This window comes from Paenibacillus lactis, from assembly GCF_017873605.1.
GTDB lineage: Bacteria > Bacillota > Bacilli > Paenibacillales > Paenibacillaceae > Paenibacillus_AQ > Paenibacillus_AQ lactis.
The window spans coordinates 60,124-86,553 of the sequence record NZ_JAGGKI010000018.1 but is presented as its reverse complement, the minus strand read 5'-3'; the positions used below and the strand labels follow the sequence as shown (position 1 = coordinate 86,553).

The 26,430-nt window shown below is 42.9% G+C and carries 28 protein-coding genes and 1 pseudogene; 22 read left to right on the top strand and 7 right to left on the bottom strand.

The window, feature by feature from the left end; translation table 11 throughout:
• Positions 1–280 precede the first annotated feature (280 nt).
• The 3 genes from J2Z18_RS24675 (at position 281) to J2Z18_RS24665 (ending at position 3,245) form a co-directional block, all read left to right on the top strand.
• On the top strand, positions 281–988 hold the full coding sequence (locus tag J2Z18_RS24675) for a response regulator transcription factor (RefSeq protein ID WP_210095508.1): 708 nt from the start codon (positions 281–283) through the stop codon (positions 986–988).
• Between the two features lie 71 nt (positions 989–1,059).
• The gene (locus tag J2Z18_RS24670) at positions 1,060–2,412 is read left to right on the top strand and encodes a sensor histidine kinase (protein WP_244869115.1); all 1,353 of its coding nucleotides are present in this window, start codon (positions 1,060–1,062) and stop codon (positions 2,410–2,412) included.
• A 113-nt stretch (positions 2,413–2,525) separates the two neighbouring features.
• Positions 2,526–3,245 carry a hypothetical protein gene (locus tag J2Z18_RS24665; protein WP_245256188.1) on the top strand — a complete coding sequence of 240 codons (720 nt, stop codon included), beginning with the start codon at positions 2,526–2,528 and terminating at the stop codon, positions 3,243–3,245.
• 525 nt (positions 3,246–3,770) lie between these two features.
• Here the strand turns inward: J2Z18_RS24665 and J2Z18_RS24660 are convergent.
• Entirely contained in the window at positions 3,771–3,917 is a 147-nt protein-coding gene (locus tag J2Z18_RS24660; protein WP_210095507.1) for a helix-turn-helix domain-containing protein, read from the bottom strand.
• A gap of 246 nt (positions 3,918–4,163) precedes the next feature.
• Complete coding sequence (locus J2Z18_RS24655; protein WP_007131423.1) at positions 4,164–4,757, bottom strand: TetR/AcrR family transcriptional regulator; 594 nt, start codon at positions 4,755–4,757, stop codon at positions 4,164–4,166.
• 90 nt (positions 4,758–4,847) lie between these two features.
• On the opposite strand from J2Z18_RS24655, the gene J2Z18_RS24650 reads away from it, so the two are divergent.
• From J2Z18_RS24650 to J2Z18_RS24635, 4 genes are all read left to right on the top strand, one after another.
• Entirely contained in the window at positions 4,848–5,558 is a 711-nt protein-coding gene (locus J2Z18_RS24650; protein WP_007131422.1) for a GAP family protein, read from the top strand.
• Between the two features lie 31 nt (positions 5,559–5,589).
• Positions 5,590–5,802 carry a hypothetical protein gene (locus J2Z18_RS24645; protein ID WP_028407015.1) on the top strand — a complete coding sequence of 71 codons (213 nt, stop codon included), beginning with the start codon at positions 5,590–5,592 and terminating at the stop codon, positions 5,800–5,802.
• Positions 5,803–5,995: 193 nt separating this feature from the next.
• Entirely contained in the window at positions 5,996–6,340 is a 345-nt protein-coding gene (locus J2Z18_RS24640; RefSeq protein WP_007131421.1) for an ArsR/SmtB family transcription factor, read from the top strand.
• Between the two features lie 25 nt (positions 6,341–6,365).
• Positions 6,366–6,884: an SRPBCC domain-containing protein gene (locus J2Z18_RS24635; RefSeq protein WP_007131420.1), complete on the top strand. Its 519-nt coding sequence runs from the start codon at positions 6,366–6,368 to the stop codon at positions 6,882–6,884.
• A 262-nt stretch (positions 6,885–7,146) separates the two neighbouring features.
• On the opposite strand, the pseudogene J2Z18_RS24630 reads toward J2Z18_RS24635, so the two are convergent.
• Positions 7,147–7,567, bottom strand: a pseudogene (locus J2Z18_RS24630) (AlkZ-related protein).
• 622 nt (positions 7,568–8,189) lie between these two features.
• Positions 8,190–9,725, bottom strand: coding sequence for a carboxylesterase/lipase family protein (locus J2Z18_RS24625; protein ID WP_210095506.1), 1,536 nt, complete (start codon positions 9,723–9,725; stop codon positions 8,190–8,192).
• 200 nt (positions 9,726–9,925) lie between these two features.
• Here J2Z18_RS24625 and J2Z18_RS24620 point away from each other — a divergent pair, with 200 nt between their 5' ends.
• From J2Z18_RS24620 to J2Z18_RS31075, 4 genes are all read left to right on the top strand, one after another.
• On the top strand, positions 9,926–10,471 hold the full coding sequence (locus J2Z18_RS24620) for an AraC family ligand binding domain-containing protein (protein WP_007131418.1): 546 nt from the start codon (positions 9,926–9,928) through the stop codon (positions 10,469–10,471).
• Positions 10,472–10,699: 228 nt separating this feature from the next.
• Positions 10,700–11,287 carry a sigma-70 family RNA polymerase sigma factor gene (locus J2Z18_RS24615; RefSeq protein ID WP_007131417.1) on the top strand — a complete coding sequence of 196 codons (588 nt, stop codon included), beginning with the start codon at positions 10,700–10,702 and terminating at the stop codon, positions 11,285–11,287.
• A complete protein-coding gene (locus J2Z18_RS24610; protein ID WP_007131416.1) occupies positions 11,274–12,023 on the top strand; it encodes a DUF3600 domain-containing protein in 750 nt (249 codons plus the stop codon). The genes J2Z18_RS24615 and J2Z18_RS24610 overlap by 14 nt, the downstream gene beginning before the upstream one ends.
• A gap of 62 nt (positions 12,024–12,085) precedes the next feature.
• Complete coding sequence (locus J2Z18_RS31075; protein ID WP_083832649.1) at positions 12,086–12,265, top strand: helix-turn-helix domain-containing protein; 180 nt, start codon at positions 12,086–12,088, stop codon at positions 12,263–12,265.
• 492 nt (positions 12,266–12,757) lie between these two features.
• On the opposite strand, the gene J2Z18_RS24600 is transcribed toward J2Z18_RS31075, so the two are convergent.
• Positions 12,758–13,246 (bottom strand): DUF3995 domain-containing protein, encoded by a 489-nt coding sequence (locus J2Z18_RS24600; RefSeq protein ID WP_007131415.1) that lies wholly within the window; start codon positions 13,244–13,246, stop codon positions 12,758–12,760.
• A 483-nt stretch (positions 13,247–13,729) separates the two neighbouring features.
• On the opposite strand from J2Z18_RS24600, the gene J2Z18_RS24595 reads away from it, so the two are divergent.
• The 3 genes from J2Z18_RS24595 (at position 13,730) to J2Z18_RS24585 (ending at position 15,577) form a co-directional block, all read left to right on the top strand.
• Entirely contained in the window at positions 13,730–14,116 is a 387-nt protein-coding gene (locus tag J2Z18_RS24595; RefSeq protein ID WP_210095505.1) for a hypothetical protein, read from the top strand.
• Positions 14,117–14,285: 169 nt separating this feature from the next.
• Positions 14,286–14,645 (top strand): DUF6463 family protein, encoded by a 360-nt coding sequence (locus J2Z18_RS24590; RefSeq protein WP_210095504.1) that lies wholly within the window; start codon positions 14,286–14,288, stop codon positions 14,643–14,645.
• 473 nt (positions 14,646–15,118) lie between these two features.
• Positions 15,119–15,577, top strand: coding sequence for a hypothetical protein (locus J2Z18_RS24585; RefSeq protein ID WP_244869112.1), 459 nt, complete (start codon positions 15,119–15,121; stop codon positions 15,575–15,577).
• A gap of 715 nt (positions 15,578–16,292) precedes the next feature.
• On the opposite strand, the gene J2Z18_RS24580 is transcribed toward J2Z18_RS24585, so the two are convergent.
• On the bottom strand, positions 16,293–16,847 hold the full coding sequence (locus J2Z18_RS24580; protein WP_100537080.1) for a cupin domain-containing protein: 555 nt from the start codon (positions 16,845–16,847) through the stop codon (positions 16,293–16,295).
• Between the two features lie 238 nt (positions 16,848–17,085).
• On the opposite strand from J2Z18_RS24580, the gene J2Z18_RS24575 reads away from it, so the two are divergent.
• The gene (locus tag J2Z18_RS24575) at positions 17,086–17,700 is read left to right on the top strand and encodes a DUF421 domain-containing protein (protein WP_100537079.1); all 615 of its coding nucleotides are present in this window, start codon (positions 17,086–17,088) and stop codon (positions 17,698–17,700) included.
• 67 nt (positions 17,701–17,767) lie between these two features.
• Here J2Z18_RS24575 and J2Z18_RS24570 read toward each other — a convergent pair whose 3' ends face one another.
• Entirely contained in the window at positions 17,768–19,165 is a 1,398-nt protein-coding gene (locus J2Z18_RS24570; protein WP_100537078.1) for a TrkH family potassium uptake protein, read from the bottom strand.
• A 521-nt stretch (positions 19,166–19,686) separates the two neighbouring features.
• Between J2Z18_RS24570 and J2Z18_RS24565 the strand changes: the two genes are divergently transcribed.
• The 7 genes from J2Z18_RS24565 to J2Z18_RS24535 all read left to right on the top strand — a co-directional run bounded on the left by J2Z18_RS24565 (position 19,687) and on the right by J2Z18_RS24535 (position 26,305).
• On the top strand, positions 19,687–20,541 hold the full coding sequence (locus J2Z18_RS24565) for a GerAB/ArcD/ProY family transporter (protein ID WP_245256186.1): 855 nt from the start codon (positions 19,687–19,689) through the stop codon (positions 20,539–20,541).
• A gap of 1 nt (position 20,542) precedes the next feature.
• Complete coding sequence (locus J2Z18_RS24560; protein ID WP_210095503.1) at positions 20,543–21,634, top strand: Ger(x)C family spore germination protein; 1,092 nt, start codon at positions 20,543–20,545, stop codon at positions 21,632–21,634.
• A 178-nt stretch (positions 21,635–21,812) separates the two neighbouring features.
• Positions 21,813–22,034 carry a hypothetical protein gene (locus J2Z18_RS24555; protein ID WP_210095502.1) on the top strand — a complete coding sequence of 74 codons (222 nt, stop codon included), beginning with the start codon at positions 21,813–21,815 and terminating at the stop codon, positions 22,032–22,034.
• A 374-nt stretch (positions 22,035–22,408) separates the two neighbouring features.
• Complete coding sequence (locus J2Z18_RS24550) at positions 22,409–24,295, top strand: flagellar assembly protein A (RefSeq protein WP_210095501.1); 1,887 nt, start codon at positions 22,409–22,411, stop codon at positions 24,293–24,295.
• Entirely contained in the window at positions 24,243–25,280 is a 1,038-nt protein-coding gene (locus J2Z18_RS24545; protein ID WP_245256185.1) for an HD-GYP domain-containing protein, read from the top strand. The genes J2Z18_RS24550 and J2Z18_RS24545 overlap by 53 nt, the downstream gene beginning before the upstream one ends.
• 30 nt (positions 25,281–25,310) lie before the next feature.
• Complete coding sequence (locus J2Z18_RS24540) at positions 25,311–25,673, top strand: helix-turn-helix domain-containing protein (protein WP_100537093.1); 363 nt, start codon at positions 25,311–25,313, stop codon at positions 25,671–25,673.
• A 32-nt stretch (positions 25,674–25,705) separates the two neighbouring features.
• The gene (locus tag J2Z18_RS24535; RefSeq protein WP_210095500.1) at positions 25,706–26,305 is read left to right on the top strand and encodes a GAF domain-containing protein; all 600 of its coding nucleotides are present in this window, start codon (positions 25,706–25,708) and stop codon (positions 26,303–26,305) included.
• Positions 26,306–26,430 lie beyond the last annotated feature (125 nt).

Here is a 26,430-nt window from a genome sequence, read left to right as displayed (position 1 = left end):
TTCTGTTGAAGTGAAAATGAAAGCTATTGGTATGAGGGTAGCCAGCATTTCAGGAAAAGAAAAGCGTTTCGAAAGGCCGTGAGGAGACGTGTATGTCCATTGACAAGGAATTGCGTGAAGATCCTTGGATTGTACTCCTTTCTTCGGGTTTATTTCTAGTTATGTTGGGCTCAGTGGAATATACCTCATCATCCAGTTGGTGGAGGAATCTAAAGTGTCTGTGCTAAGATGAGGGTAAATGATGATTCAAGCTGGGGAACAAGGCTAGAAGGGGTGCACATTGAAGAAAATACTCGTCATTGATGATGAAGTCGCAATCAGAGATTTAATTGAGCTCGTACTGAGAAGAGAAAACTACGTCGTTCAAACGGCTGAAAACGGAAAAATAGCCCTGCAGCTGCTGGATGCTTTTGGGCCGGACCTGGTGGTGCTTGACTTGATGCTGCCTGACTGCTCCGGATATGACCTGTGCAAGGAAATCACCGGGAAACGTGCCGTTTCTGTGATCATGCTCTCTGCCAAAAATGAGGTAATCGACAAGGTGTTGGGACTAGAGCTAGGGGCGGAAGATTACATGACCAAACCCTTTGACAATCGTGAATTGCTCGCTCGGATCAAGGTGATCTTGAGAAGAAACGAGAGTAAGGAGGAATCAAGCGAAGGAACAGAAGTGAAATCTACACGCATCATTCATGAAGAGCTGACATTTGATCTGGAAAGCCGAAGGGTGCTGAAAAACGGTGTACCCGTGTCTTTAACGGCCAAAGAGTTTAAAATTCTGGAAACGTTACTCAAAAGGCCAGACAAAATCTTTACCCGGGATGAGCTGCTCCAGATCGGATGGGGATACGACTTTATGGGAGACAGTCGCAGTGTGGATATGACCATCATGCGATTACGGAAGAAGCTGGAGGATAACGCTGACGAACCGAAGTATGTCAGGACGATCTATGGATTTGGCTATCAACTTGGAGGTGGCGAGGCCTGAAGTATGCAACCCGGTTACTGCTGAATTATTTATTTTTCTCCGTGCTGTCCTTTGGCATCATCATTTTTGCGGTGAATAAAACCATCGATTACTACAGCTTCGTTACCATTGAAAAACAGATGATGGAGAAGGCGGATCTGTCCGAGTTGTCCTTCCGTGAGGTGTTGGCACAGCATAGATCATCGACAGAAGAACCGCAGACAGAAGAAATCGTCAGACTTGCTCTGGAGAAGCTGAAAGCTTCAGGCAAGGAAGTCCGTATCTATGATAGCTCCAAGCAGTTGCTGGGCTTGGCTGTGGATGGCATCATCATTAATGATGGCAAACCTCTTATTTTTAATAAGAATATTGAGAAAGCCCTGAGCGGCAGTTACGCCTACACCGTAACGGAAGATCATCTGCTATATTTTGCGACTCCCATTCAGAATCAATATTACGAGAACGCATATGTGTATGAGTTCGTGGAGGATATTTCCTACTTTTATGCGATTATGGATCAAATCCGTTATATCCTGTTTGCGGGTGCAGGCGGATTTATTGTACTGATTACGTTATCCAGTCTGTGGATTGCCCAGAGCACAACCAAGCCGATTAAGCTGTTGCTTGGCGCTGCGCAAAGTTTCTCTAGACAGGAGTTTCGGAGAGTTCATCTAAACCGGAAGGATGAGCTGGGCATGCTGGCAGATGGGCTGGATTCCATGGGGCGGCAGCTTCATGATTACATTCAGTACCAGAAGCAATTTGTCTCCAACGTATCTCACGAGTTAAAAACCCCATTGGCAGCCATTCGTGGTTTCTCTCAATACTTGGTTGAAGGGGAGAACGAGAACAAGGAGCTGCAAAAAATCTATGCTCATCTGCTGCAGGAATCGGATCGGCTGACGCGCTTGATTAATGAACTGTTGTTGCTATCCCGATTCGACAAGGCTGGTTCAAACGAACTGGAAGCCCGGAAGACGGAAATGAACGAACTGATTCAGCAAGTCGCAATGAGTATGGGTGCCAAGGCCAAAGATAAAGGAATCGAGATTATGTTCAGGGAGGCGGGAGCGGAACCGGAGGATAAGCTTCTGACGAGAGTCCACGCCAACGTGAATCCCATGCTGATGTCCCATGCGATCGCCAACCTTGTGGACAATGCCATCAAGTATTCAGGCAGTCCATCGCGAATCGAATTGAAGCTTACACATACGCCAAGCGAGGTAGTTATACGGATACGTGATCAAGGTATCGGTATCGCGGGCGATGAGCTGGAGCGAGTACAGGAACGATTTTACCGGGCGAAAAATGCAAGCACAGCGAACGGTTCAGGTCTTGGACTTTCGATTTGCAAAGAGATTGTAGAGCGGTTTAATGGATATATCGATTTGGAAAGTCAAATCGGGGAAGGAACGACCGTTACGATTGTGTTACCCCGTGCGTAAAAAACGCGCGTAAGCAGTTACGTTACAAGATTGGTACAATTCTGTTATGAGACTAATAAATGCTTTTTTTATAATCACTTCATAAGAAGAAATCACACATTTATGGAGGGATCATGATGAAACGGATAAACAAAGCTCCAGCTGTTTTCCTGCTGAGTATTTTACTAACGATGGCACTGACGGGCTGTTTGTCCAATGGTGCCAAGTCGCCAGAAGCGGCGCAGAACTCGGCTGAAAAAAACACGCCCGACGAACAGGCCAAAGGCGAAGGAGCATCAACTTCTACTGCGCCTGCTTCAGAAAATTCGGAAGGACAAAGTGCTGAAGCTATTAAGGAAGGTTCGATGGAGAAGGAAGGCAATGTGGTGCTGAAGGAGCTTGCTTTTGTCTATAATGAGCACACCATTGCGATTTCGGATACAGCAAATGAAGATCAGATGGAACAGATGCTGGGCAAACCGGATAACCTGAAATCTCATACGTACCGTGCCGGCGATGGAACAAACATGGATACGTTAATCGGTTTTACAGAGAAGGTTTATACGTATCCTGGTCTGGAGATTAAAACAATCAGCATACCGGAGGGGAAACAAGACTCCATCTTTCATATTGAAATTACAGATCCTAAGTACGCAACAGTGCGAAACATTAAAGCAGGAGATAGCCTGGATACACTCAAAAACGCCTACCCTGAGGGGAAACTGCTTGGTGATGGATCCCCTAATGAGGAGGATGAATTCCGTTACGAGCCATCCAATTATGTGGATGTGATGTCGTTTCGTATCAAGAATGCCAAGGTGGAGAGCATTCAGATCTACAGCCTTCTGGACTAATATTTTAGTGATCAATGTTGGTAAGCCATTCATACGATTCACCTTTAATACCTGCCCGGGAGAGGGGTAGGTATTTTCTCGTGTATATTGTCCGCGATGACAGGCGAATGCATCAGTTAGTGGCGGCGATGGGAGAGGGCTTCCGTGTACTTGAATCATTGGGGTACCCTTTATCCCCTGCGAAGCAGACGTCTTGGATTACCGGCTATCCAAACTTAATCCGCTGGGCGTTGAAGATTTTCTTCGTGCTTCCGGTTAGCGGGTTAGTTTATGGGACAGCAGTTGAACTCACAGCCTTGAATGAGGACTTTGCCGAATGGAGGGCAAGGTCGGATGTGCCTGCGCCAAACTGGAATGCGTTAGAGACAGATTGGCTTATTCAATCATAGTCACTGCTGCAAGCCGTGTGATATATCGTGAAGAATGATTTCGGGAAGTGTTAAAGCACTCACAGGGTCGTACTTACGGCCTGTCCGAGTCAAGGACAAAAACATGAGCGGATTACCGATTAGATAAGTATCAAACTTAACGAAGACCATGTTCGCGCATAATGAGACCCACCGTACGTTCCGATACCGTCCATCCTTCCACCACCAGCCCGTTTCGTACTCTGGGACTGCCGTAGGTTTCATCGGAGTCGTAGAAGTGCCATTTCACACGTTCAGTTAGCATAACCTTACGCTTTTCCCGTTCAGAAGCTTCAGAGGTACGCCATTTGTAATAACCGCTCCTTGACACGTGAAAGAGAACGCACATCTTCTCCAAACGAAACTTGGAGCGATGCTCTTCGATAAATTGAAACCTTAGTTCTTTTTGACAGACTCGTTACCCGATACTTTTTGGGCCAGTTACGTAATGTGCCTGGATTAATGTTCAACTCATTATCACTAAGGGGTGTCTATTTTTATTCTAGCTGCATTATTGATTGCAAAGTTCATTTAAGTGGTGAGTAATAATTTGTTCCGTTTTTTCAATTGTAAATATATCTGGTCTTAATAGAGCATGTATGGATAAACCTTCAATAACTACCGAAAGCCTTAATTTCTCAATTTCAATATTGATGTCTTTCTTTACACAGCCTGCTTTTATCAATATTTTAAGCAGCGCTTCCATTAAAATATATTCTCCTTCAGTTAATTCATCTTTTTTCGTGCTTAGAGCTACACTTGTAAGCGAGCGAATCGCGAAAACCAGCCAAACGCTAGTTTCAGTTTGTTTATCCCGATCCACTGGAACTAATTCTAACAATGTTTCTTGTACCGCAATGAAAGGGTCTTGAGACCATGATTTGTTATCTGATCTTTCTTTCCCCCGGGCAAGAAAATATTCCATGATAAATAATAGTAATTCATCTTGGTTTGAGAAATAATGTCTTAGTGCCCCGGTAGACATACCAGCCTCAGATGCAATTCTTCGGATAGATGCTTTTTCAATGCCCTCCTTTTCAATAATTTCCCAAGCCGTTTCGGCGATAATTTTCCTTTTGTGATCATGATCAACAATTTTCGGCACTCAAATCACCTCTTGATTTTTTCACACACTGTGTTATTATCATTTTATCACAGTGTGTTAAATAAATAAAATTAGGGGGGGGATGGTTAGGTGCTTGAAATCATGGAATCATTAATTCCTGCCAACATAAATTCCACAACAGCACTCCTCATTATTGTACTCTGTGCTTTCATTGATATCTTAAGCCCCGGGGTACTGGCGATCACAGCTTATATCCTTCTAATACAAAAAGAAAAATTGACATCGCGTTTGATCATTTTTTTATTATCCACACAATTTTGTTATTTCATGATGGGGATCCTGGTTTACCTGGGAGTCGGGAAGATACTTGGTTTTATAGATAACATGTCTAACAATCAAATTTCAAGTTGGTTTTATACGGTACTTGGAGTCGTCTTTGTACTAATTAGTTATTATAAGCCTAAAAAAGGAATGGAATCCCGATTTTTGGAATGGTTACCTAAGCAAGTATCAATACGTGCGATGATTATACTCGGCATTATTGTTTTTGCGATCGAGTTTACCACAGCTTTACCGTATTTTTATTCGATATTATTAATGGATCGTTTAGCGTTAAATACGGGTTGGTCCATAAGTATTTTACTCGGCTATAACGTGCTTATGGTACTTCCTTCAATCTTATTATTGTTCATTTATAAATTATTTCGAGGCTGGATACAGACTAAGCTTGAAAAACTAAGAACAAAATTAGTAAAAGCTCCATTATCTTCCGTATTAGTGGGAGTGGCAGTTATTGGAGCGGTTTTATTCAATATTGGCATCAGAGGAATTCTATCGTGAAATTAATTATTTGGAAAGGGGATGTAACATTATGAAAGAGATTGCAAGCGGTGTAAGTCTACTTCTATTAATTCAAGGAGTTGGAGGTATCATAAACCGATTGACAAGTGGGGGACCAAGTTGGTTTCTCGTAAATTACATCGAGGCTTTGCAAGGTTATGAAATTATAGCCAGTATAGTTTTAGTTATACTGGGAGCAATTATTGGTGTAGGTTCTCTCAAAATAAAAGGTAAAGATGACTAACCTACTATCCCTTTAAGTCCTCATTGTTATTGAACCAGCGAAAGAAAATGAAAGCGATAGGTGTTAATTTCGAATATTACTTGAAAGTTATATACCGTTTTTGTTATATTCAATATAGTAGTTATTATTTGATGAGAAGGAGCTGAGACACTGCATTATATGATCGAGGACTTATAAGAACGAGGTGAGTCGCATGCCAGTAGAAACCCCAAACATGGATGTAACAACACTCAAGGCATTAGCGGAACCTAACCGATTAGCTATCATTGAACTATTGCGGGAATCCCCTCTAACAGTTGGTGAAATTAGCCATCAGATTAAACTAAGTCAACCTCACACATCTAAACATTTAAAAGTGTTGAGTGATTGTGGGATTGTGAAGGTACTTGCTAAAGCTAACCGTCGATATTACAAGCTTAGGCCCGAGCCCTTTCAATCCTTGGAGTCATGGATCAAGTCATTCCAAGGAATTATGGAAGAAAGATTCGATAATTTGGATCGTCTACTGAAGGAGCTAAAGAATGAGGGAGAGTTCTAACGACTGAAAAAAAGGAGGAATTACAATGTCCAAACATGTAATGATTTCTAGAGTGGAAAATGATAAGGTGCTTGTGTTAGAGCGTGTGTTTGATGCCCCGCGTGAGTTTGTATTCAAACTGTTCAAAGAGCCAGAATACTTGAAGCGTTGGTGGGGTACCCATGGATGGGAACTGCCTGTTTGCAACATCGATTTTCGACCAGGCGGTGTTTGGCATTACTGCATGAAATGTGTGGATCAAAATCAGGATGAGTACGGTATGGAATCTTGGAACAAGACAATTTATAAGGAAATTGTGGAGCCAGAAAAAATTGTCTACACTGATTATTTCTCAGATGAGGATGGCAATATCAATGAAGCTATGCCTGCTCCTGAAGTGACGATGGAATTCCTTGATTTGGGAGGAGAAACAAAATTGGTCAGCCGTTCAGTATTCGATTCAGAGGAATCCCTTCAAGCGGTTCTCGACATGGGATTGCTGGAAGGCATTACTCAAACCTGGGATCGCTTGAACGAGCTTGTAGAAACACTGAAGAAAAATTAATGTTCGCATTATGATAGATTGGTAGAGAAGGAGCACCGCAGAAAGGTGCTCCTTTCGAACTAGTTATCCGTTCTAACTGTTCCGCTTTTGCCGTGGGACAAGAACATGGCCTCATAGAAAGTCGCTAATTTAGTTACTAGGGATTTTTTCTTTCCCTAGCTTTTTTCAGGAGAATCTACATTATGGGGCACGAAGAGGGCTATCCATGCATCATAGGATATTTTCTTTGAAAGTCGCTAAATTTAGCGGCTTTGTTGTTTGTTCAGAGAGCTAGTTTCTTTGCGAAGAATCTAAAAGACTTCTCAGAGCAAATTTCGGATAATTCCGATTTCAACCGAATCCTCGCATCATCGACGAGTACATCGTCACTTCTTGCCTGAATCGAGCTCAACCATAATTCCGAAGGTTGGTAGCACATACTGTTCCAGCCTGAATCATCTTCATTTTGTTTTGCTGCTCCAGTGATAACGACATCACCATAATTCTGTAGTTCAACCAGTGATCTTTCATATTCTTTTTTGTTTTCCTTTTTATCCAAACCGGTCGGTTTGAATGAAGCAGGCTTTATCACTAAAAAACTTTCCATATGCAGCAACACCTTCTTGGACAATCCGAATACGCCATAACCACGGATCCGTGCCGGATCCTGAATGCCAGTCGTTATGATCCGCCGCAGCTGTCAACGATGGATAATCTGGGATAAACGCTGCGAACGGAATCTTTAATGAATAGGATCTTGAATTCAATACTGAAATAATGAGATCGAGTGAGTGTACCAATGAGATATTACATTATATAAGATCTAATAAAGAATACATTGCTTTTAAGAAGCTGACTAAGGAAAGAAGCGTAAGTGAGTAGTTCGAAGCAGCCGTATCCATCAGCTAACATCATATTCACGTTTTGTTTCATTCGGCTCTCGATTCTCATCAACACTTAATAGCCGCGTTCCTGCGGCTTTTTTTATGTTATAAAGACAAGAATCACATACGGTTATATCTCAATACAAATTAGTTTAAGCAATTTATAATACGTCGCTGAATCAAATCGAAAGAAGGACCGAGTGCGATAAGCTGATGCTTGCATAAAGGTCGGGCCCGATTGCCGATTAGATACACAATTCTAATTAAAATTCTGCACCTTATACACAGGTGCGTTTAAACGTGAGTAAAGTATACTTACCAAGCATCAACTGATGCAAAACTGCATTGATAAAAAGGAGTAAGTAATAAAACAGGCAAGGCAATAAAGAACCGTGCACATTTGCACGGCTCTTTATTGTAATATTAAAGTAGCATCAAACCCTTACACAACAGGCTCATTCTGCTTTTTGAAATACTGCTCAATTACCAATTCAAGCACGGGCCCAGGCTCTGCACGCTGTAACCCGGCCTGTTCACCAAATTCCATGCGATAGGGCTGGTGAGTGCTGGCCGGAATCCAATAGGGCAGAGGTTTGCCGTTGGAATCCGGACCATTCGGGTCACCTGTCGCGATGAAATGAGACAGATAGTGACACATCTGGCGCGCCAGATCATAATGCTTACCTGTAAATGGCCGCCAGCATTTGGCGAGTGTTTCGAAGAAAAACCATAGATCGACAGAATGGAAGGTGCCTGGCTGATCCCAGCCTGGAATCTCCGCGTCAAAGTTATAATAATAGAGCGGTGTCTCGGACGGGTGCCCGCTGTTCGATCGAATCGCCAGCTGGATGGCATGTTCGATCATGCGGACTGAAGCCATCTGCAGGGCATGTTCCAAGTCACCGGTGTCGGCTTCGCAATGCTGCAAAAAGGCAGGGGCATTCTCACCGAAAAGTTCGGTAGCCATCTGTTTCAGTTCATCCAGGCTGCTTACCGCAGGCCGGGTCCAGAATTCGGAAGACGTGTGCCCGAGCATTACGGGAACGGGTTCGCGTTGATGCTGAATGAAGCGGGTGAATGGATCGCCTGCACAGAACTGTTCATCGATAACGGTTCCCCAGAAACCCTTATATTCCAATGCTTTGTCACGCAGATATTCGGCATCCAGCTGCCTTGCTTCAGCCAGCGAGGATACTCCCAGGAAGCGGAAAAATGCAACACCGTCTTGCTCGGCATCACGAAGTGTACCGCGAACCGCTGGTACACGTACCTTCGGGTACAGCTCGGTGGCCATGCCGCTCATAATGACAGCTCGGTGAAACAACCCTTTATTTTGCGGGGAGGTCATCTGACTGAGTACACTGCCGCCTCCTGCAGACTGTCCGCCAATCGTGATCTGATCTGGATCCCCGCCAAAGGCGGCAATGTTGCGTTTCACCCACTGCGTGCCTGCCTGTTGATCCAGATGTCCGAAGTTGGCCGGAGCTTCCGGGGATTCGGCACTGATATCGGGATGACACAGGAAGCCAAACACATTAAGCCTGTAGTTGACGGTAACCACAACAATACCTCTGCGGGCAATACGTTCACCGTCAAACTCCATTTCGGCGGTGTGACCCACTTGAAGTCCTCCGCCAAAATACCAGACAAACACAGGCAGCTTCTCATCGGTCCTTTTAGCGGGTGTCCAGACGTTCAGATACAGACAATCCTCATTCATCGGCAGGTCCGGATCAACAGCCCATTCCCGGGTGTAAATGTTATTATCGTCGATGACCGTTGGCGCTTGCATGGAGATCGGCGCAAAATCAAAAGCTTGCAGCACCCCATCCCAGTCAGGCGCAGGCTGCGGAGCACGCCACCGATTCTCACCTACCGGAGGGGCTGCGAACGGGATACCTTTAAAGCTGGTTATACGCGGATCTGCGGCAGGCAGTCCTTGAATTTGACCATTTTCTACTGTAACCGTTCTAAGCAACACAACATTCTCCTCTCTAGATTGAATATCCATTACGTATGTCGATTCAAGAAGAGTGGATGCGCTTACATTCATGCTGGACAAAAAACGCTCTACTTCCATCATAAGCAACTTGAAGCTGTGTTTCCAGTAGGGAAAAGAAATAAAATATGATAGTAATATTTAATAATGACTGCATATGAACAAAGGAGAGGATCAGGTTGGGCTCATTATGGAAGGACAGGAGAAATGCCAGTCAAGTTTACTTTATCAGCGGCGGACATAAGCCGTGTAACACCCATCAATGGGGACCGGGGGTACGTGACGTTTATGCACTGCATTATATTATTCGGGGGCAAGGAACACTGGAGACAGGAGGCCGACGTTTTCGACTGAGCGCTGGGGAGAGTTTTATGATTTTTCCGCAAAAGGAAATCTATTACTACCCAAACCCTAACGATCCGTGGGAGTACGTGTGGGTTGAGTTCAGCGGGCAGGATGCCACGCAGATATTGGAATTGACACAACTTTCGATATCACAACCTGTTCTATCAGCTGCGCCAGAGACGCTGGAGCCGTGGTTTCATCTGGCCTGGAATGCGGGTGCATCGGCAAGTGAAGTGCTGCGGGCAGATGCACGTTTGCACCTGTTGCTATCCTATTACATGGAGTATTTTCCAAGCGAACGACAAGAGAAACCCAAAGATTACGTATGGCTGGCGAAAAGATATATTGAGCAAAATTACTGCGGGCCTTTTGATTTATGAATATAAGCTTTTGTCCCAAGCCTGTGATAAGAAATTTTATCCTTAACTTCGGGCAGATTTTCTTATAAGGCATCTTGGTTTAACAATAACGCCAGCGGATATGCCGATATGCAGAAATTAATCATTTTCCGGTCACAGCTGAATATTTGTCCTATATTTTGAAATAATTCGAACGATATCAATAAAAATCACCAATAGATACTGTAAGACCGAAGGGGGAGGTGGAAGATGAATCATCTATCTGAATATGCAAGGCTTATCTCGCTTACGCTGGCCGGGAGCCGTGATGCGTTTGGTGAGTTATATGAAGCAACCATTAAGGACGTGTACAATACTGTTTATTTCCTTATTCGGGAACCGTCAGATGCAGAGGATGTCGTTCAGGAGATTTATATTCAAGTATACCGGTCTCTTAAAAAGTTTGACGTAAGCAGGCCGTTTCGGCCTTGGTTAATGGGAGTGGTCATGCGGCAAGTTCAGGCTTACCGCAGAAAGAGTTGGACACATGTGCGGATCATCAAAAAAGCTGAACGGACTGACCAAGCCGTGGTCTACGATTTCTCAAGTGAGGTGGTCAACAAAGTATCGAATCAATCGCTACTTGCATGCGTAAATCGACTTCCTTATAAGCTGAAGCTAGTAGTTATTCTGCATTATATGAATGATTACACGCAAGAAGAGATTGCAGCCATATTAGAAATCCCTCTTGGTACGGTAAAATCGCGGATTAATGCTGCTCTACAAAAGATGCGCAAAAAAAAGAAAAATAGCATTCTCGCTATGGGAAAGGTGGAGGAGCTTAATGAGTCTCGATGAAAGATTGAAAACTGCTTTTAAGGAAGAGATCAAAGAATGGAACGCACCAACGGAGCTCAAGGAAAAAATATTAAACAAAGTCGAACACATTCAGGGAGGAAGGCAAATGAAAAAATGGGTCGTTGTATGTATTTTGGCCGCTACATTGTTAATCCCAACAGGTGCTTTTGCCGGTTATAGCTACATAGCTGATTCCATCTATGGTTCGCGGGAAAATATCGGAGTAACTCAAAAACAATATGATGAGCTGGAGGCAAAGCTGCAGACCGCTAAGCAAAACCTAAGTGAAGAGGAGTTTACAAAATGGAAGTCCTTACTAAAAGAATTGGGCACCCTTAATTTGAAAGTTGCCGATGCAAATGGGGATTTTAATTTTGAGAAATTAAGCGTAGGAGAGCAAAAAAACTATAGAAGGTTAACAACAGAGCTAGAGCCACTCTTTCGTAAATTAAATGAAGTTCAATCAACGAAGAGAGAAGTTAAACTTTTAGATAGCACTACTTTCTGGAATGAAGTGCTAGATCAAGCAGGGCAAATATTAAGCAAAGAAGAGTTTGATGAGTTTCAAAAATTAGTAAATGAATTAAAGGCTTATGAGGCCAAAACACTTGATCCGGATGGTAGTGTTCATATTGAACGGCTATCAAAGGAAGATCAAACGAATATAGAGCAAGTGGAACAGCAGTTGCAACCATTTTTTAAGAAGTTGGGCATTACAATTAAGCCGAAAGCTTGACCTCCACTTGTCGAGGAACAAGAACATGTACGCTTAAAAGTCCGCATAAATAGCGGGCTTTTTTGATTAGCGGCTTTAGCCAGTTGAACGTACTCAATCATTTGGCTCAATCAGACGCTTTTCTCATGGATACCGCTGCTTTGTTTAGGCTTCCGGACTTCTCCATGTTGTATTCCTGGCAGAGAAAGATGGAGACAGGCGGTTTAGAAGCCCTTGAGCAAAAAAAGAAAGGGCGTCAGTAGGAACTGTTAGCCAAGGGCCGGGAGACGGAATCTGAAGGAAGCCAGAGGCAAACCCCCGGTCTGACGAACAGAAATCACATAAAAGGCATGACGGGACGGACGAGCTTGCAATCCAAAGCAAAGTCCATTACTGCCCGAATCCCATCATGTAGTTGTGGCAGATGGATGATGGGAAGGTTATCGCTCTTACCCGGGGAGGTCTCACAGACGTGGAGATGGGAAAAAAATCCGAAAGACGGAGTAAAGCTTGCTGTGAGAAGTCAGCAGAGGCCATATTACCGGAAGTTTTTATTCGGGAAGGGCTGAACAATCGTAAGTCTTGAGAATACCCAAGCGCGCAGATTGGATCATTACAGCAATTCAATAACTATTAACTAGGATAGACTTTGCTCGCGATATCCATATTTCGGTTAGCCGATTTCGGGAGTACCACAGCATAGCAGGAGCAATTAGCGTAACTTAGGAAATCGTTAATTTGCCCGAAATAGAGAATTACAGTTCCGGCTGGCGGCGTTCCCCCGCTCTCGCCGACCGGCCGGCAACGAAATAAAGCAACCCGCCGATCATCCAGAACGGCTCCCAGAAGAAGAGGCGCCACCACGCCGAGTATGAGTCGATTGCTGGTAAATTCAGAACTCGAACCATCATGAGCAGGACTGCTACAAGGTTAAAAAGCCCATAGAGAAAAAGAAGCACACCGCCGGACATGGCAGCGATTCGAAACGCTCCTCCAATAAGCGCCTTGTTCCAGTTGATCTTCAATGCGAGTAAGACAAGTGCCCCTGCAACCTTAGCCACCGCCGTTAGCCACACGATAAAAATGAAGCCACCGTCGCGCAAAACGGCTTGCCGCGATATCTCCGGTCCGAGCGTGTTGACCCCCAGCATGCCGCCACTTGCCCAATAAAAACTCATCAAGGCAAACAGTAAAGACCAGACAATCCCCCAAGTAATCGGCCTTTGCTTCTGTTGAGTGGACATATCGACACCGCCTTATAATTACCAAAGTCTATTTCCCACACAAGATTTTATCCAATTGTGAAATAATATTCAATCTAGAAATTAAAATGTGCATTTCATGAAACATGTGAAAAATACATTCGCAAAACAATCACGGCTTTTGTGTCTTGACATTGCTACGAAAACGTATTAAATTGTGAAGAGAACTTACTACGATTTCGTATTAAAAAAAGGGGGGGTGTCGGTCGGGGTGGCGCTCCGATAAGCTCAATGCCCGTTATCGCAACAACCGTCCGGTAAAAAGTTTGAAGGGGGAAGTCTTTCAACTTGATTCTTTCTTATTCATAAATACTACGAATTCATACTAATAAGACTGAGCCCGCGCGATTGCTCCACAGTCCAAACTCGTTTGAACCGACCTCAAGTTCATCAACAACGTTGAACTTCCTGTAGAACAAGGTATATCGGATACATTATTATTGTTTCCTAGGGAGGAGAATTGAAATGAATTGGCAGGACATAGCATTAGTAATAGCGGGGATCATCGGAATTGGAGTGGCTTTGGTTCATGGAATTCTGATCCAACGTGGCATCGTTAGGCCGTTGGTGAAGCCGGATTCCCAATTCGCCAACGATAAAATTATCAAACGTATCATACCGGGGCTCATACAGTTCAGCACGTTCAACTGGATCCTCGGTGGCATCGCTTTGATCGCTTCCATCTGGTTCGAGCGGGATATCAGGCTCGTGACCGGTTTGCTCGTAGGCAGCTCCTATCTGTATGGCACTTTATTGAACTTTTGGGGAACACGCGGTCGACATCCGGCATGGTTGCTGTATGCAGTTGCACTAGTCTTGATCGCATTTGGTGTCACCAGCTCAAGTAGTTGATCCGAGTTAACAAATCCCATCCCGAAAGCTGCGAATACTAGCGCAAGCAGTCTTCAGTGAAATGTGTTACCGATCTCCTCGTCAATGTGCAATTTGATCACTTAGAAATGTCACGATCGATCTTGATCTGTGCTGCCGAAAGTGAAGGAGCAGGGGAAGGGAGGACACCATGATAAGTGGGGTAAAGCGCCTTGTCGGAATGATGCTGATGTTGACCGGATTACTTCATGTTATTTACGGTTTATTTGCTTACGCGAGTCAATTACAGCCCATCGTTACCGAAGGCTTGTGGAGTACAGTGGCTAATGATCAATGGGATCGCGGAACCGCGTTCTGGTACATGATGTTCGGCTTCCTGCTAATGTTGCTTGGCTATATGATAGATTGGCTGATTAAAAAGAAGGGAATCGCTCCTCCCGCAATTTTCGGTTGGATCCTGCTGGTTATCTGTTTGTTCGGCGCCATCGTAATGCCGGCTTCGGGTTTTTGGCTTGGCTTGCCTCAGGCATGGCTGCTGTTGCAAATGTGAAATGGCAAATCAAGCATTGACATTGTGCTTCAAAACGACGAGAAGGTTTTACGATTTTTTCCGAAGAAGGGGCTGGCTCGCAACTACTTTCACCCGCTGATAAGTTCGAATATGTAATATGTCATGGAGAAATCGATTCGCCGGGATCAAACCTTGGAAGTGGCTATACGCGCGAACCATTTGTGCAATCTTACCAGCAACGAATTCTCTTGCGCGAATCAATTACAGCCAATGAGAGGTGCTAAGTAATGGAACGTAATGGTGATTCATCGTTCGCTAACGGCTGGAACATGTACGCCAACTTTACAAAAAAGTCACAATGGGTGGCTTATGTTGGTTGCATCTGAGCTCTCCTGTATGCGGTTTTCGTCTGATTCTATCAAGCCGCGGGAGGCACCATCGGCCTTTCGGCTCCGATTGTTGATCCCACCGGAGGCATTTATAAAGCAAGCTACGTCGTGGGCGTAATAATCATGTTGTGCGGATTTATCCTGTTGGGACTGGTTAAACCATGGGTGAGGGATGTTCCTTCATGGGTTCCATGGATCGGCGGTGCCAGCATTTACCGAGGATTTCTGTTATTTCCGACGCTCATCTGCTCTGTCTTTCTAATCGCCCATGGGGCTGCTGGAATCATAACAAGAGTCCTCTTTTTGGCAGGCCACATCACCTTGAAAATGCCGCAAGCCTTTAGCGGAGATGTGGATATGCGTGTCGATGCTTTTTGGGATTTGTTTGTATATCAACCATGGTTTTTCATCATGGGGATCTTGTCAGAATTATCAGCAGCTCATTATGTTCAAACGAGAGGCGTTGCGCTTTCTGCTCTGCGACGGGGCACACTGATATTCTCGTTGACCACCATTCTCGTTACTGCGATTTTTGTAGCAGCCATCGTTTTTGACTTTGTTGATAAACTAAGCTTTTTTTAAGAATTCGTCATACTGTTGGTCGATTTCCAGCGTGAAGTGAACCGCATTCACACGAAGAGTACAGACCGAAAAGCTTGCACTAACGAAAAACTTAGCTTGCGATAAAGATGAAGCTGTTGCTTTATGATCTTATTTGTCGAGGAACAAGAGCATATTTCTTGGAAAGTCGCTGATTTAGCGGCTTTTTTTGTTTTATCGGTACAAGTTCTTGTCCCGAGCTGTCTAATGACACAAAAGAGTCTATTTATTAGATAAGAAAGCTTGATTTATCAGGCTTTTTATTATTTTTGTAGCCATAATTGTGTCATTATAAAATGCACTAAAGTGGCCACATTGTAGGATTATGACATAAACTCGGCTACATTATAGGTGGCTTTGAAAAATATACATGTTCTTGTCCTATAATTTTCTGAATTCATATATTAAACAGATTATAATTCCATCAGCATTCCAGCATTGGATTCGATCCGTCTGCTGTCGTCTGAGGTTCAAAGCACAAGAAGGAAGTAGTTACCGCCCTTCGCGAAAGGCGCCTTTGACCTATCAGTATCATAATTTATTATTGTAAGTGTGCTTAGACAGCTCTATCAAAATTAAAGCATCGGGGAACTAAGACTTATTTATAATAATGTCTTAGTTCCCCGTTGTTTTTGCCGACTAACATCTCATGAGTTAAAACACAGTTTCAATCTATTAATAATTTCCACTACTTTCATTAGAAATGGTGATTTTCTTCCGCTGACATAGCAATTGATTTAGTTTCATGAACTGTACCATATGGATGTTCAGGCGGCGCATAAATAACGTAAATTTTTAGTGGTGTATTGCCAGTATTGATTACATTGTGCCATTTTCCTGCGGGTATCATAATGGCATAGTCATCAAATGCCATTTCTTGAAAATCTAATTTGTTTTTGCTATCACCCATTTGAACAAGCCCCTGACCCTCTTCAATACGTATGAATTGATCCGTTGTCGGATGAACTTCTAAACCGATATCATCTCCAACATTAATACTCATAAGAGTCACTTGTAATTTTTCTCCTGTCCATAAAGCTGTGCGATAAGTATTGTTTTGCTTAGCGGCTTGGTCGATGTTCACAACAAATGGTCTTCCTCCATAATCTCCTAATTTAACGGTTCTAAAATGAGGATTCCAGTGGTGATTGTTACAATGGTAATAATGAGGTCTTTGAATATATTTCCAATTGTTAAAATGCATAGGATTGTAATATTGATAATTGAAATACGAATTGCGGTACACCTTCATACCCCTCTCACTTGATTGTTTTTTTTATCCTATGCAGATGCCCATGTAGAAGTTCGCAATTGTAAGAGCTAAAGTCTAAGACAACGGAATCTTCGTTTCAACATAGGGGGGTAGATGAAAGTTCCAATTTTGTTATTTGAACTTGTTCCTTCAGCAGTTACAGTATATTTCAACAGAATAAACACTGCACAAAATGTAAAAAGTAAATGGTACATGAAGAGAAAGGACATATCTTCTTATGAATGAATTTTGGGATGAGCTTTGGAAATCGCTTGTATTAATTATATTCGGGATGCTCATGCTTCGTATATCCGGGAGAAAGTCCATTTCACAGATGACGATCCCTACGACGATTACGATGATTTCAATAGGTACCATCATTGTTCAACCAATTGCCAATGAAAGCATACTCCTAACCATCGTTGCTGCAATCGTGTTTATATCAGTGTTGATATTAGTTGAAATCTTACAAGTTCGCTGGAATCGTTTTGAAAAGTGGATTAAAGGACCGGCAATTGTTGTTATTGAAGGCGGCCAATTAGTGATCCATAATATGAAGAAACTGAGATTAACCGTGGATGCTCTGGAGATGAAATTACGGCAGCAAGGAATATCGAAGTTAAGTGATGTGAAGACGGCTACTATCGAACCAAACGGGCAACTTGGTTACGAATTGCATGATTCGGCAAAACCGGTAACCCTTTCGCAACTGGAAAACCTGTTATCAAAATATTTAAACGGTATAGTGAGTGGAAGTGATGCTTTAACCCCCAACCTTCAAAATCAAGAGACAGATTTATTTAATGAAATAAAAAAAGGAGATACCCACGTAACAAATAAAAGGCTTCAATAGCCCAAGCATTCATTGTAGTGATATAAGGAGGCCCCTCCAACTGGAGGGGCCTCCTTATATCACTTGTTTATCCAATCAAAATATGATCTTCCGCATAACCTATTTTAGATAAACGCTTTTTCTGAGCCAGCGCAAAAGCGAGCGTTAACGGACCCAAGCGTCCGGCAAACATCGTAACAATCACAATGACCTTACCGGGGGGAGATAGTTCACTCGTCAGCCCCATCGACAACCCGGTTGTACTGAATGCTGATGTGGCTTCAAACAGCACCTCCAGAAAATGTTCCTCCAGCATTCCCTCCGTGATCGTGAGCAGAAGGGAGACGCAAAGTACAACAACCAATGAACTCATGACAACAGCTAGGGCACGCATAACCGTTTCTTCGCCTATTTTGCGCTTGAATGCGTGAATTTGCCCACCGCCGCGAAACGTTTGGATCGTTGCCAAGATGAGTACAATCAGTGTATTGATTTTGATTCCACCTCCTGTACCTCCAGAGGCAGCTCCGATAAACATCAGAATAATCATAAGGAACTGGGAAGCGGCTAGCATACTGCTGATGTCAATTGTGTTGAATCCAGAACTTCGAGGTGTCGTACCTTGGAAGAAAGCGGCCAACACACGCTCGCCTCCGCTAAGCTGACCAAAGGTGGACGGATTCCAACTTTCCAACAATAGTATAGTTAGAAAACCGATTCCTGAGAGAATGCCTGTGCCCAGAAGAACAACCTTGGAGTGGAGAGACAGTCTCTTCCATGAACGTTTGCGGAATAGATCCACGACAACAATATAGCCGAGTCCGCCGATGATAAAGAGCATAACAATGGTAATATTAACGATTGGATCGCCGACAAAAGGTGAAAGACTGTCAGACCACAAAGCAAATCCCGCATTATTGAAGGCGGAAACGGAATGAAAAAGCGCATAATAGGCTGCCTGACCCCAACCCCATTCGTAATGCCATCGAATCGTAAGAATGACCGTAGCCAACGCCTCAAATGCGAACGCTATAAGCACCATATACAGCGATAGCTTGACTAAACCTTGAGCTGATGTCGAGTGGGTTGTTTGCTGAATGACAAGACGTTGCTTGAGACCTATTCTTTTCCCCAGTACTATGGCTACCATAACACCGAAAGTCATAAATCCGAGTCCGCCAATCTGGATCAAGATCATAATGATGACTTGCCCAAAGGTCGAATAAACACTCCCGGTATCTACAACCACAAGGCCATTCACACATATAGCCGAGGTGGCGGTAAACAAAGCATTCAATAAACCTACAGATTTTCCGTTTGTAGAAGATAGAGGGAGTGTAAGCAACAAGGTACCCGTCCAGATCAGCACAAAAAACACTACCATGATGAGCTGGGGAGGACTCATATTATTCTTCAACTTGTTTACGAATGAATCGATTTTGTAAAGGGCGGAGCGACGTCTGGTATGGTCATCGTTTTCGATCATGGTCATTCTCCGTAATAGGGATATTTATTTCGATGAGTATAAACTGTTTTCTCACATGTGTCACTCCCGTGTAATATTGATCATGCGCTATTTGGACTGGAAAGAAGAAGGGTCTAACACTTTTCCATTGCTTATCTTCAAATACCTGAATTCACTATTTGTCATTATTTTAAGTAAACCCGTATCGAAATCGGTATTCAATTCCTTGAAAAAAAGACCCTCAGCTACAGTTTCGCCTTCAGACTCCCCATTGCTGAGCCTATAATGTTCACCATTTCTGATAACCGTGACTCGTCTTCCCCGTTCATGGGTCTCGGTCATGTGATGTGCCATCCTCTGGACCGCCACAATGTGAAGATCCGTTTCACCTATCCGATTCAGTAGTTCATTAACGAAGGAACCCTGCGTAATTTCCTGCCATCGCGTTTGCCCGGATTGTCCGATGATTAATTGCGTAATATGATGATTTCTGGCTGTCTCCGCAATAATTCGTCGAGCTTTTCGGCGAAAGGAAGGTTCGTTTGTTCTCCTTCATCGGAATGCTGTTCATCTTTGTCAAGATTACGGTGACTACGCTTGGCTATACCGAAATCATACATCAATTCGTGCTGCCGTCCTTCCAGAGGGAATGGCTGCTTGCTTGCCTATTTGCTGTTGGCTGCTATCTGGCCGTGAAAGGCATGGAGAAGACGATTCGTTTCATCTTCATTGTCTATTTATGCTCGTTCTGGTTGATAGTGCTGTACATTCCTTTCTTCTTGCCTCCTATCGCCTCGATACCTGATCTGTACCCGATCATTCCGATAGAACGAGACGAAGGGATTTGGAAGGGCATGCTGCTGATCTGGGCATCGCTGTCTGGACCTGAATACCTCATATGCATCGGTGCCTGGTTCAGCCCCCGGGACAAGCTGCTTAAGCCGATGGCGATCGGGAACGCATTGACGATTGTGGAATATCTGGCACTGTTTATCGCGTCGACGTTGTATTTTGGGCAGGAATATTTGAGAAAAAGCAGCTACCCGGTCATCAACATGGTTCGCTATTTGCAATCGCCGATCTTCGAACGTCTGGATATCATGATGATTTGTATCCATTTTTTCCACTATGTGTTTGCCATTGCTATGCTCATTCTGCTGTTCTACGGCTCTCTCCGGATCATTGCGGGGAAAGCCAAGAAACCAGCCAGCAGATCCGGCTTCATTGCGAGTTTCATGGTACTGTTTCTATGCATGCTCATCGTCTACCACTGGTTCTGGAAATCCGGTACACAGGGACATTTCTGGCCGGTGCTTCAGGCCTGTTTCGCTGCGGTATCCTTCTTGGCGGTACCCGTCTTTATGGTAGCCGCTGTAAGAATAAAGGGGCGTGCCTAACATGAGTTGGAGAACGAAAGCCACATTATGGGCTATGGCGGGTATTCTATTTGCAACTCCAGGATGCTCAAGCCGGGATTACAATATTATTGAAGAAATCGCACCTATCATTCTCTGGACCATCGATCAGGGTCAGGACGGCATGCTGGAAATAAGCCTTCTGGTGCCTCCTCTAGGCAAAGAAGAGAAAAAGATGATAACACTTCATACCGATCTTCTAAAGGAGGGTAAAAAAGAATTTAACCGAAGCTATCATCGGGAGCTGAAGACCGGCCAGAAACGGGTCCTGTTCATCAGCGAGGAGTTTGCAAGGCAAGGGATGCAGCCCATTATCGACACCATACTAGCGGATCCCAAATTGTCCATGCGCCTTTATTTGGCCGTATATCGGGGAGATTTACAGGGGTACTTGCAAAAGAAGATTAAGAAGGATCCGCTTATCGATTATTATATATATCGCAACTTCAAGCATTATGAAAGCAGAAGCCCTGGGGAAATGACCGTCGTCAATCTGCATCAATTTATGAAAAATTTCTATTCACCGCTTGCGGATCCGGTTCTGCCCGTATTTCAGGCGGATCAGAATAACTTAACCTATGAGGGAACCGGTCTATTCCGTACAGATAAACTGGTTTCCGTATTGAGCCGAACCGAAGAACAAATGTTCCAGCTTCAGTACAAAAATCATCGCCTTCAGGATCTTTCTCTGCCAGAATTGTCGGTCAACGTCAGCGATGTCCACGCCAAGTCCGACTGGAAGGTGGACCGCAAACAGACGAGAGTAACAATTAACACGGAAATCCGATGCCGAATCGAGGAGTACCACGGAAAAAAAGATTTACTGGACCCTGCCCAGTTAGACGAGCTTAACCGGAACATCGGAGCCTATATGGATAAACAAACCGTATCGCTTTTCAAAAAAATGCAGGAGCTGAAAGTGGATCCTTTAAACATTGGATCATACGCTTCAGGGGCTTTTCAGAGTCGGATCGAAAGAAAGGATTGGCAAAAAGAATGGCCGCAAATGAAGGTCGAGGTACATTACAAGACATTTATGGAGCCGCTGACAAATTCGCTCAGCGGAAGCCGGTAATGGATAAAAAATGATCTGGTGTTCTTAATATTCTCGCGGCTATGCTCAAAGCATAAACATGAACGAACAAGACGTCATAACCGCGATATTCCCCATTACAATATTTCCATGGACAACACCCAGATCCGACACGGTGATAAAAAGGCTAATCAATATGTTTTGAGTGGCGCCTGACACGATGAAGGTCAAGAAAGTAACTAGAATCGGACAGATTAACGCCATCCCTAAAGCGTTCTGCCGCGAAGCTTCATACATCAAGGCTTCCCGGCCGATCACTGCCAGCGATAACAATACCAGCAGCCATGTAAACCAGAAGGCCGCTTGTCAACAGAGGTTCCATTTGCCCTCGGAAGGGATTCTGATCCGAAACGCAAAGCAGGCTCCGCAAATGGACGGGTAGGAGATGCAGTATATCTGAACGTTATTGTTGCGGCTGCAATCATCAACTTAATGATGACGAAAGTTAGTTGCATTCTAGGAACTGTGCGAAGTCGGGATTGTCCGTCAGGTTCGCTTTGCGATGATTTAAGTGAAGGATAACGTCAAGGGTATGTAGTCGAAACAATCAGAACAAACTCAAAGCTCATACTCGCCTTTTATTCCAAAAAGATTTTTATGTCAAATTGTGTAGAATTATTGAAATGTTTGCGATTCGCAAATATAATAAAGCTAAAAATTTAATACATAATGCACAAACTTCTAACACTTCTAATAGCTCATCGCTCAATTACACTCATTAAACATATGTCAATCTTGCAAGGGAGGTGTTACCCTATGTCAGATTCTTTCAATGAACAGGAGATATTAAAGCTATTAAAAAAACTAGACCAAGTTTCTCGTTCTCAGGAAATGGAAGGGACAGGAGCATCCCCATCAGTTTCCCATAGTATGAACACTGATTATGAGGTCTCAGATGGGTATATTAAGGTGGAACATGGGAAAATCATCGTAGGAAACCCAACCAATGGTGGCCAATTCCCGACTATTAAAGCAAACTCGCCTGTTAAACTGTTGGTGGATGGCCAAGAGATCAGAAAGGAAACGAAGGTTTCTTCTGAGAGTGTGGTAGAGTGGAAGATTGAAGAGAATTCTCTATTTGAGGTATCGGTCTCAGAAGATAAATTAGAAGCCTATTTGACCATAAATCGCATACAGAGGTGTGCGTGGTTGTTAGAACAGAAGACTCCCTCATTGAATGTAACACTCACTGCAGAGGAAGATTTAAATATTATTTTAGAAATTGTAAACCTACAGGATATTCTTACGATAGTTGAAAATATGAACATTAAAATGAATCTTGATGTAGCAGCGATTCAGGCCGAAATCCTGCAACCTTCTTTTAAACCAATAATAATCGGAAGAGGTAAGGCACCCGTTCAAGGTGAGGATGCACTACTGGAACTGTTCTTCTCTGAAAATATTGAAAACATCTTTAACGAGGTACGAGGAGTAATGGATTATAAAAATCATATGAACATTCCCTCTGTTAAGAGCGGTGATGTCATTGCTAAGAAGACACCGGTAGTTGAAGGACTGACAGGGTATGATGTATTTGGCAATGTGCTGCTTCCCGATCCAGTCAAGGAGATTCGCATTACTGGTAAGGATAATGTAGAAATCACATCAGATTTCATCGTCATCGCTCGGAAAGAGGGGAGACCTCGAGTCACAGGTAATCATATTAAATATTTTGATATCAACACCGCTTATATAGTACCCGGTAATGTTGATTTACAAACAGGTAATATCGTGTTTGCTGGTGATGTGATCGTTCATGGCGATGTTATGGATAACATGATTATTGAATCCCTCGGTAACATTTATGTGTCTGGCAGTGTTTTCAACTCGACATTAACAGCTACCGGCAGTATTGCAGTGAAGGGGAGCTTCATTGGAAGTCATTTATATTCCGGGTATTTTGGTATGTTCTACAACAGGCTCTATAATAGCTCTAAACAGTTGATAGAAATTCTAGAAATAATGATGGAAAACGTAAGGATATTGATATATGAAATCAGTAAAAAAAACAAGCAGGTGCGGTACGGACAAGTGTTGTTGTTAATTACAGAGAGTAAATTCCAGCAAGTCCGGGATCTCGTAAAGGAACTGCTTGAAGTTGTTTCAAGTTTACAGACTTATAATATAGATAATCTACAGCAATTAAAATATTACTTGGAGTTATTCTTACAGCCCCCCAAAATTGTTGAAGTTATGACAGCACCTCGTATGGAAGATTTTGTTCGGATTTTAAAAGAAGCATTCATGAGAGTTGCCTTAAGTCAGGAATCCCATGTGCAGATTAATGTTAACCAAGGACAGAACTCAACATTAAAGTCCAATGGAGATATCCTGATTCGAAAAGAAGGAGTTATTCAATGTGATCTCTATTCAGCAGGGAATATCATTTTCCTGTTGGACAACGCTGTATGTCGAGGCTCAAAACTTGAAGCAGGTGATACCATATCTGCCATGTATGTAGGTGGGATTACTGGCGTTGCAACCAGTCTTAAGGCAGGGAATAAGATTATAATTAGGAAAATGTTTGAAGGACGGGTCACCGTTGATCGATATAGTATGGACATCTTTGACCCAATTGAGGGTAAAACGTTTGACCGCAACAGCTTTAAACGACATAATTGGAAGGCGGGTGATTCATATTGATCAGTTCATCGGGAGAAGGTTAAAAAGAAACATCTATTCGAGGCAAGGCAGCTTGCTTCTTTCACAGAACTGTATTTTGGACCATCACCATATTAATCTCTTGCATCAGCACGGTATCGATTTATGGAAAGAAGATCCCCAATATGTTACGGAAATCCTAACAAAAGAAGCGGTTTTAGAAGTTCAAGCGATCTTCGAGAAGATTCGTTACCAATCCGAACAGCTTTCCAATCAAGATATACAAGAAGCAATAATTCCGAAGATCCAACAATTATGTATCAACAACCTATCGAATGTTATATTGGAGCTAAGTAAGAAGGATAATTATACCTATCGTCATTGTATAGGTGTTTCCCTCATCTCATATTTAATCGGTAAATGGTTAGGTTTAAAGGATGAAGAACTACAAAATCTCGCAATTGCTGGTTTATTGCATGATCTTGGAAAGATCAAAATCTCTGACTCGATCTTAAATAAAACAAGTAGCCTTAGTGCCGATGAGTATGCCGAGATGAAACTTCATACTCATTTCGGGTATGAAATGATTCGGAATATTTCAGAAATGACGGAACAACAAGCCCTAGTTGCCCTTCAGCATCATGAAAGAGAAGATGGCAGCGGATATCCGTTTAGGATTGCGGGGGTGAAGATTACACTTTACAGCAAGATTGTAGCGGTAGCTGATGTGTTTCATACCATGATCTCCGAACGAACATACAAGAAACCCATACCTTTGTATCAAGTGTTTGAGGAAATCTATAATCGTGGTTATAAATTATTTGACTCTATGGTTGTCCATTGTTTCATAATGAACATGATGATCAGAATGGTCGGCGATCATGTGATTTTGACAGATGGTCAAGTAGCTCGAATCGTTATGCTTCATTCAGATGACCTTATTAATCCTTTAGTAGAGGCTAATGGGAATTTTTATGATTTACGGAATTCTGAACATAAAATTTTGGATTTTGTATACAACCAATAACTTTACCAGAGGAGGGTCCTTTGAGTCTCTATGTTAAAAACACTACGAAAGAATAGAAAGATGACTATGCAGGAGGTTGCAGACTCAATCGGTGTAGCTAAAAGCACTTATGCCTGTTATGAACTAAATCATCGGCAGCCACCGATCGAGGTGTTGCATAAGCTATCCATACTGTTTGACACATCCGTTGACTATATAATCGGTGCAACAAATATTCCTCATCCCCCCCAAGATAAAGATATGAATGCGAAAGTGATTCTCAAGAATTCCAAGCTTCATTGGGATGGCATACCATTAACGGAGGATGATCTTCAAATCGTTCATGATCTACTTGAAATGGTTGTTCAAGAACGGAGTAGTTCTAAAATCAAGAAAGGGTTACCAAGAACTTGAGATTGCTTGAATTCGAGGTGTAAATAAAAAAGATGGAAGAAATAATCGAATCCATGAAGCATTATAAGCTGAGCAAAGAAATAAAAAAAATACTGGCACAAATTCATCCAATGAATAAAGGACAAACTGATTTATCCAACTTGTTTGAAAAACTCTACCATGCAGATTTAATAGGGATGCAAGAAAAACTTTCTCTTGAAACTAGAATGTATCTAAATCAATATTGTCTGGCTATGGAAGAAAAATCAAACGGTATGTTATGTGTTGTATATTTATATGAAGAAAATGAAAAAAGATTATGGCTTGGTGCTGGACCGAGTATGCCGGGAAGTTATAAAGAATATTCTCATGGACTTGATGTGAAACTAGATATTCTAGGTGGATCGGAAGTACCGGTATACATCAGAAACGTATTAATTGTAGATGATATTTATCGCAGTGAAGACCTCGTTACATTAAATCATAAGAAAGCAATGTTGGAAGACGGATTTAAATCATATTGCTGCACTCCATTAGGATATCAGGATAAGATGATCGGGTTCACCGTGTTGTTTTCTGATCAACAAAGAGACTTTACTGACTATGAAATCGATATGTTTCAGGATAATCGCAATCAAATTGAAGCTTCTTGAAGTGACATATGTACAAAATACGAGTTTTGTGAAACAGATGTCAGTTTAAAAACGCCCTGAGCGTTTTTTAGTCATTTCACAGTCAATCCATCAGCCATGACTCATCCATGTTCATTCTTACTTTC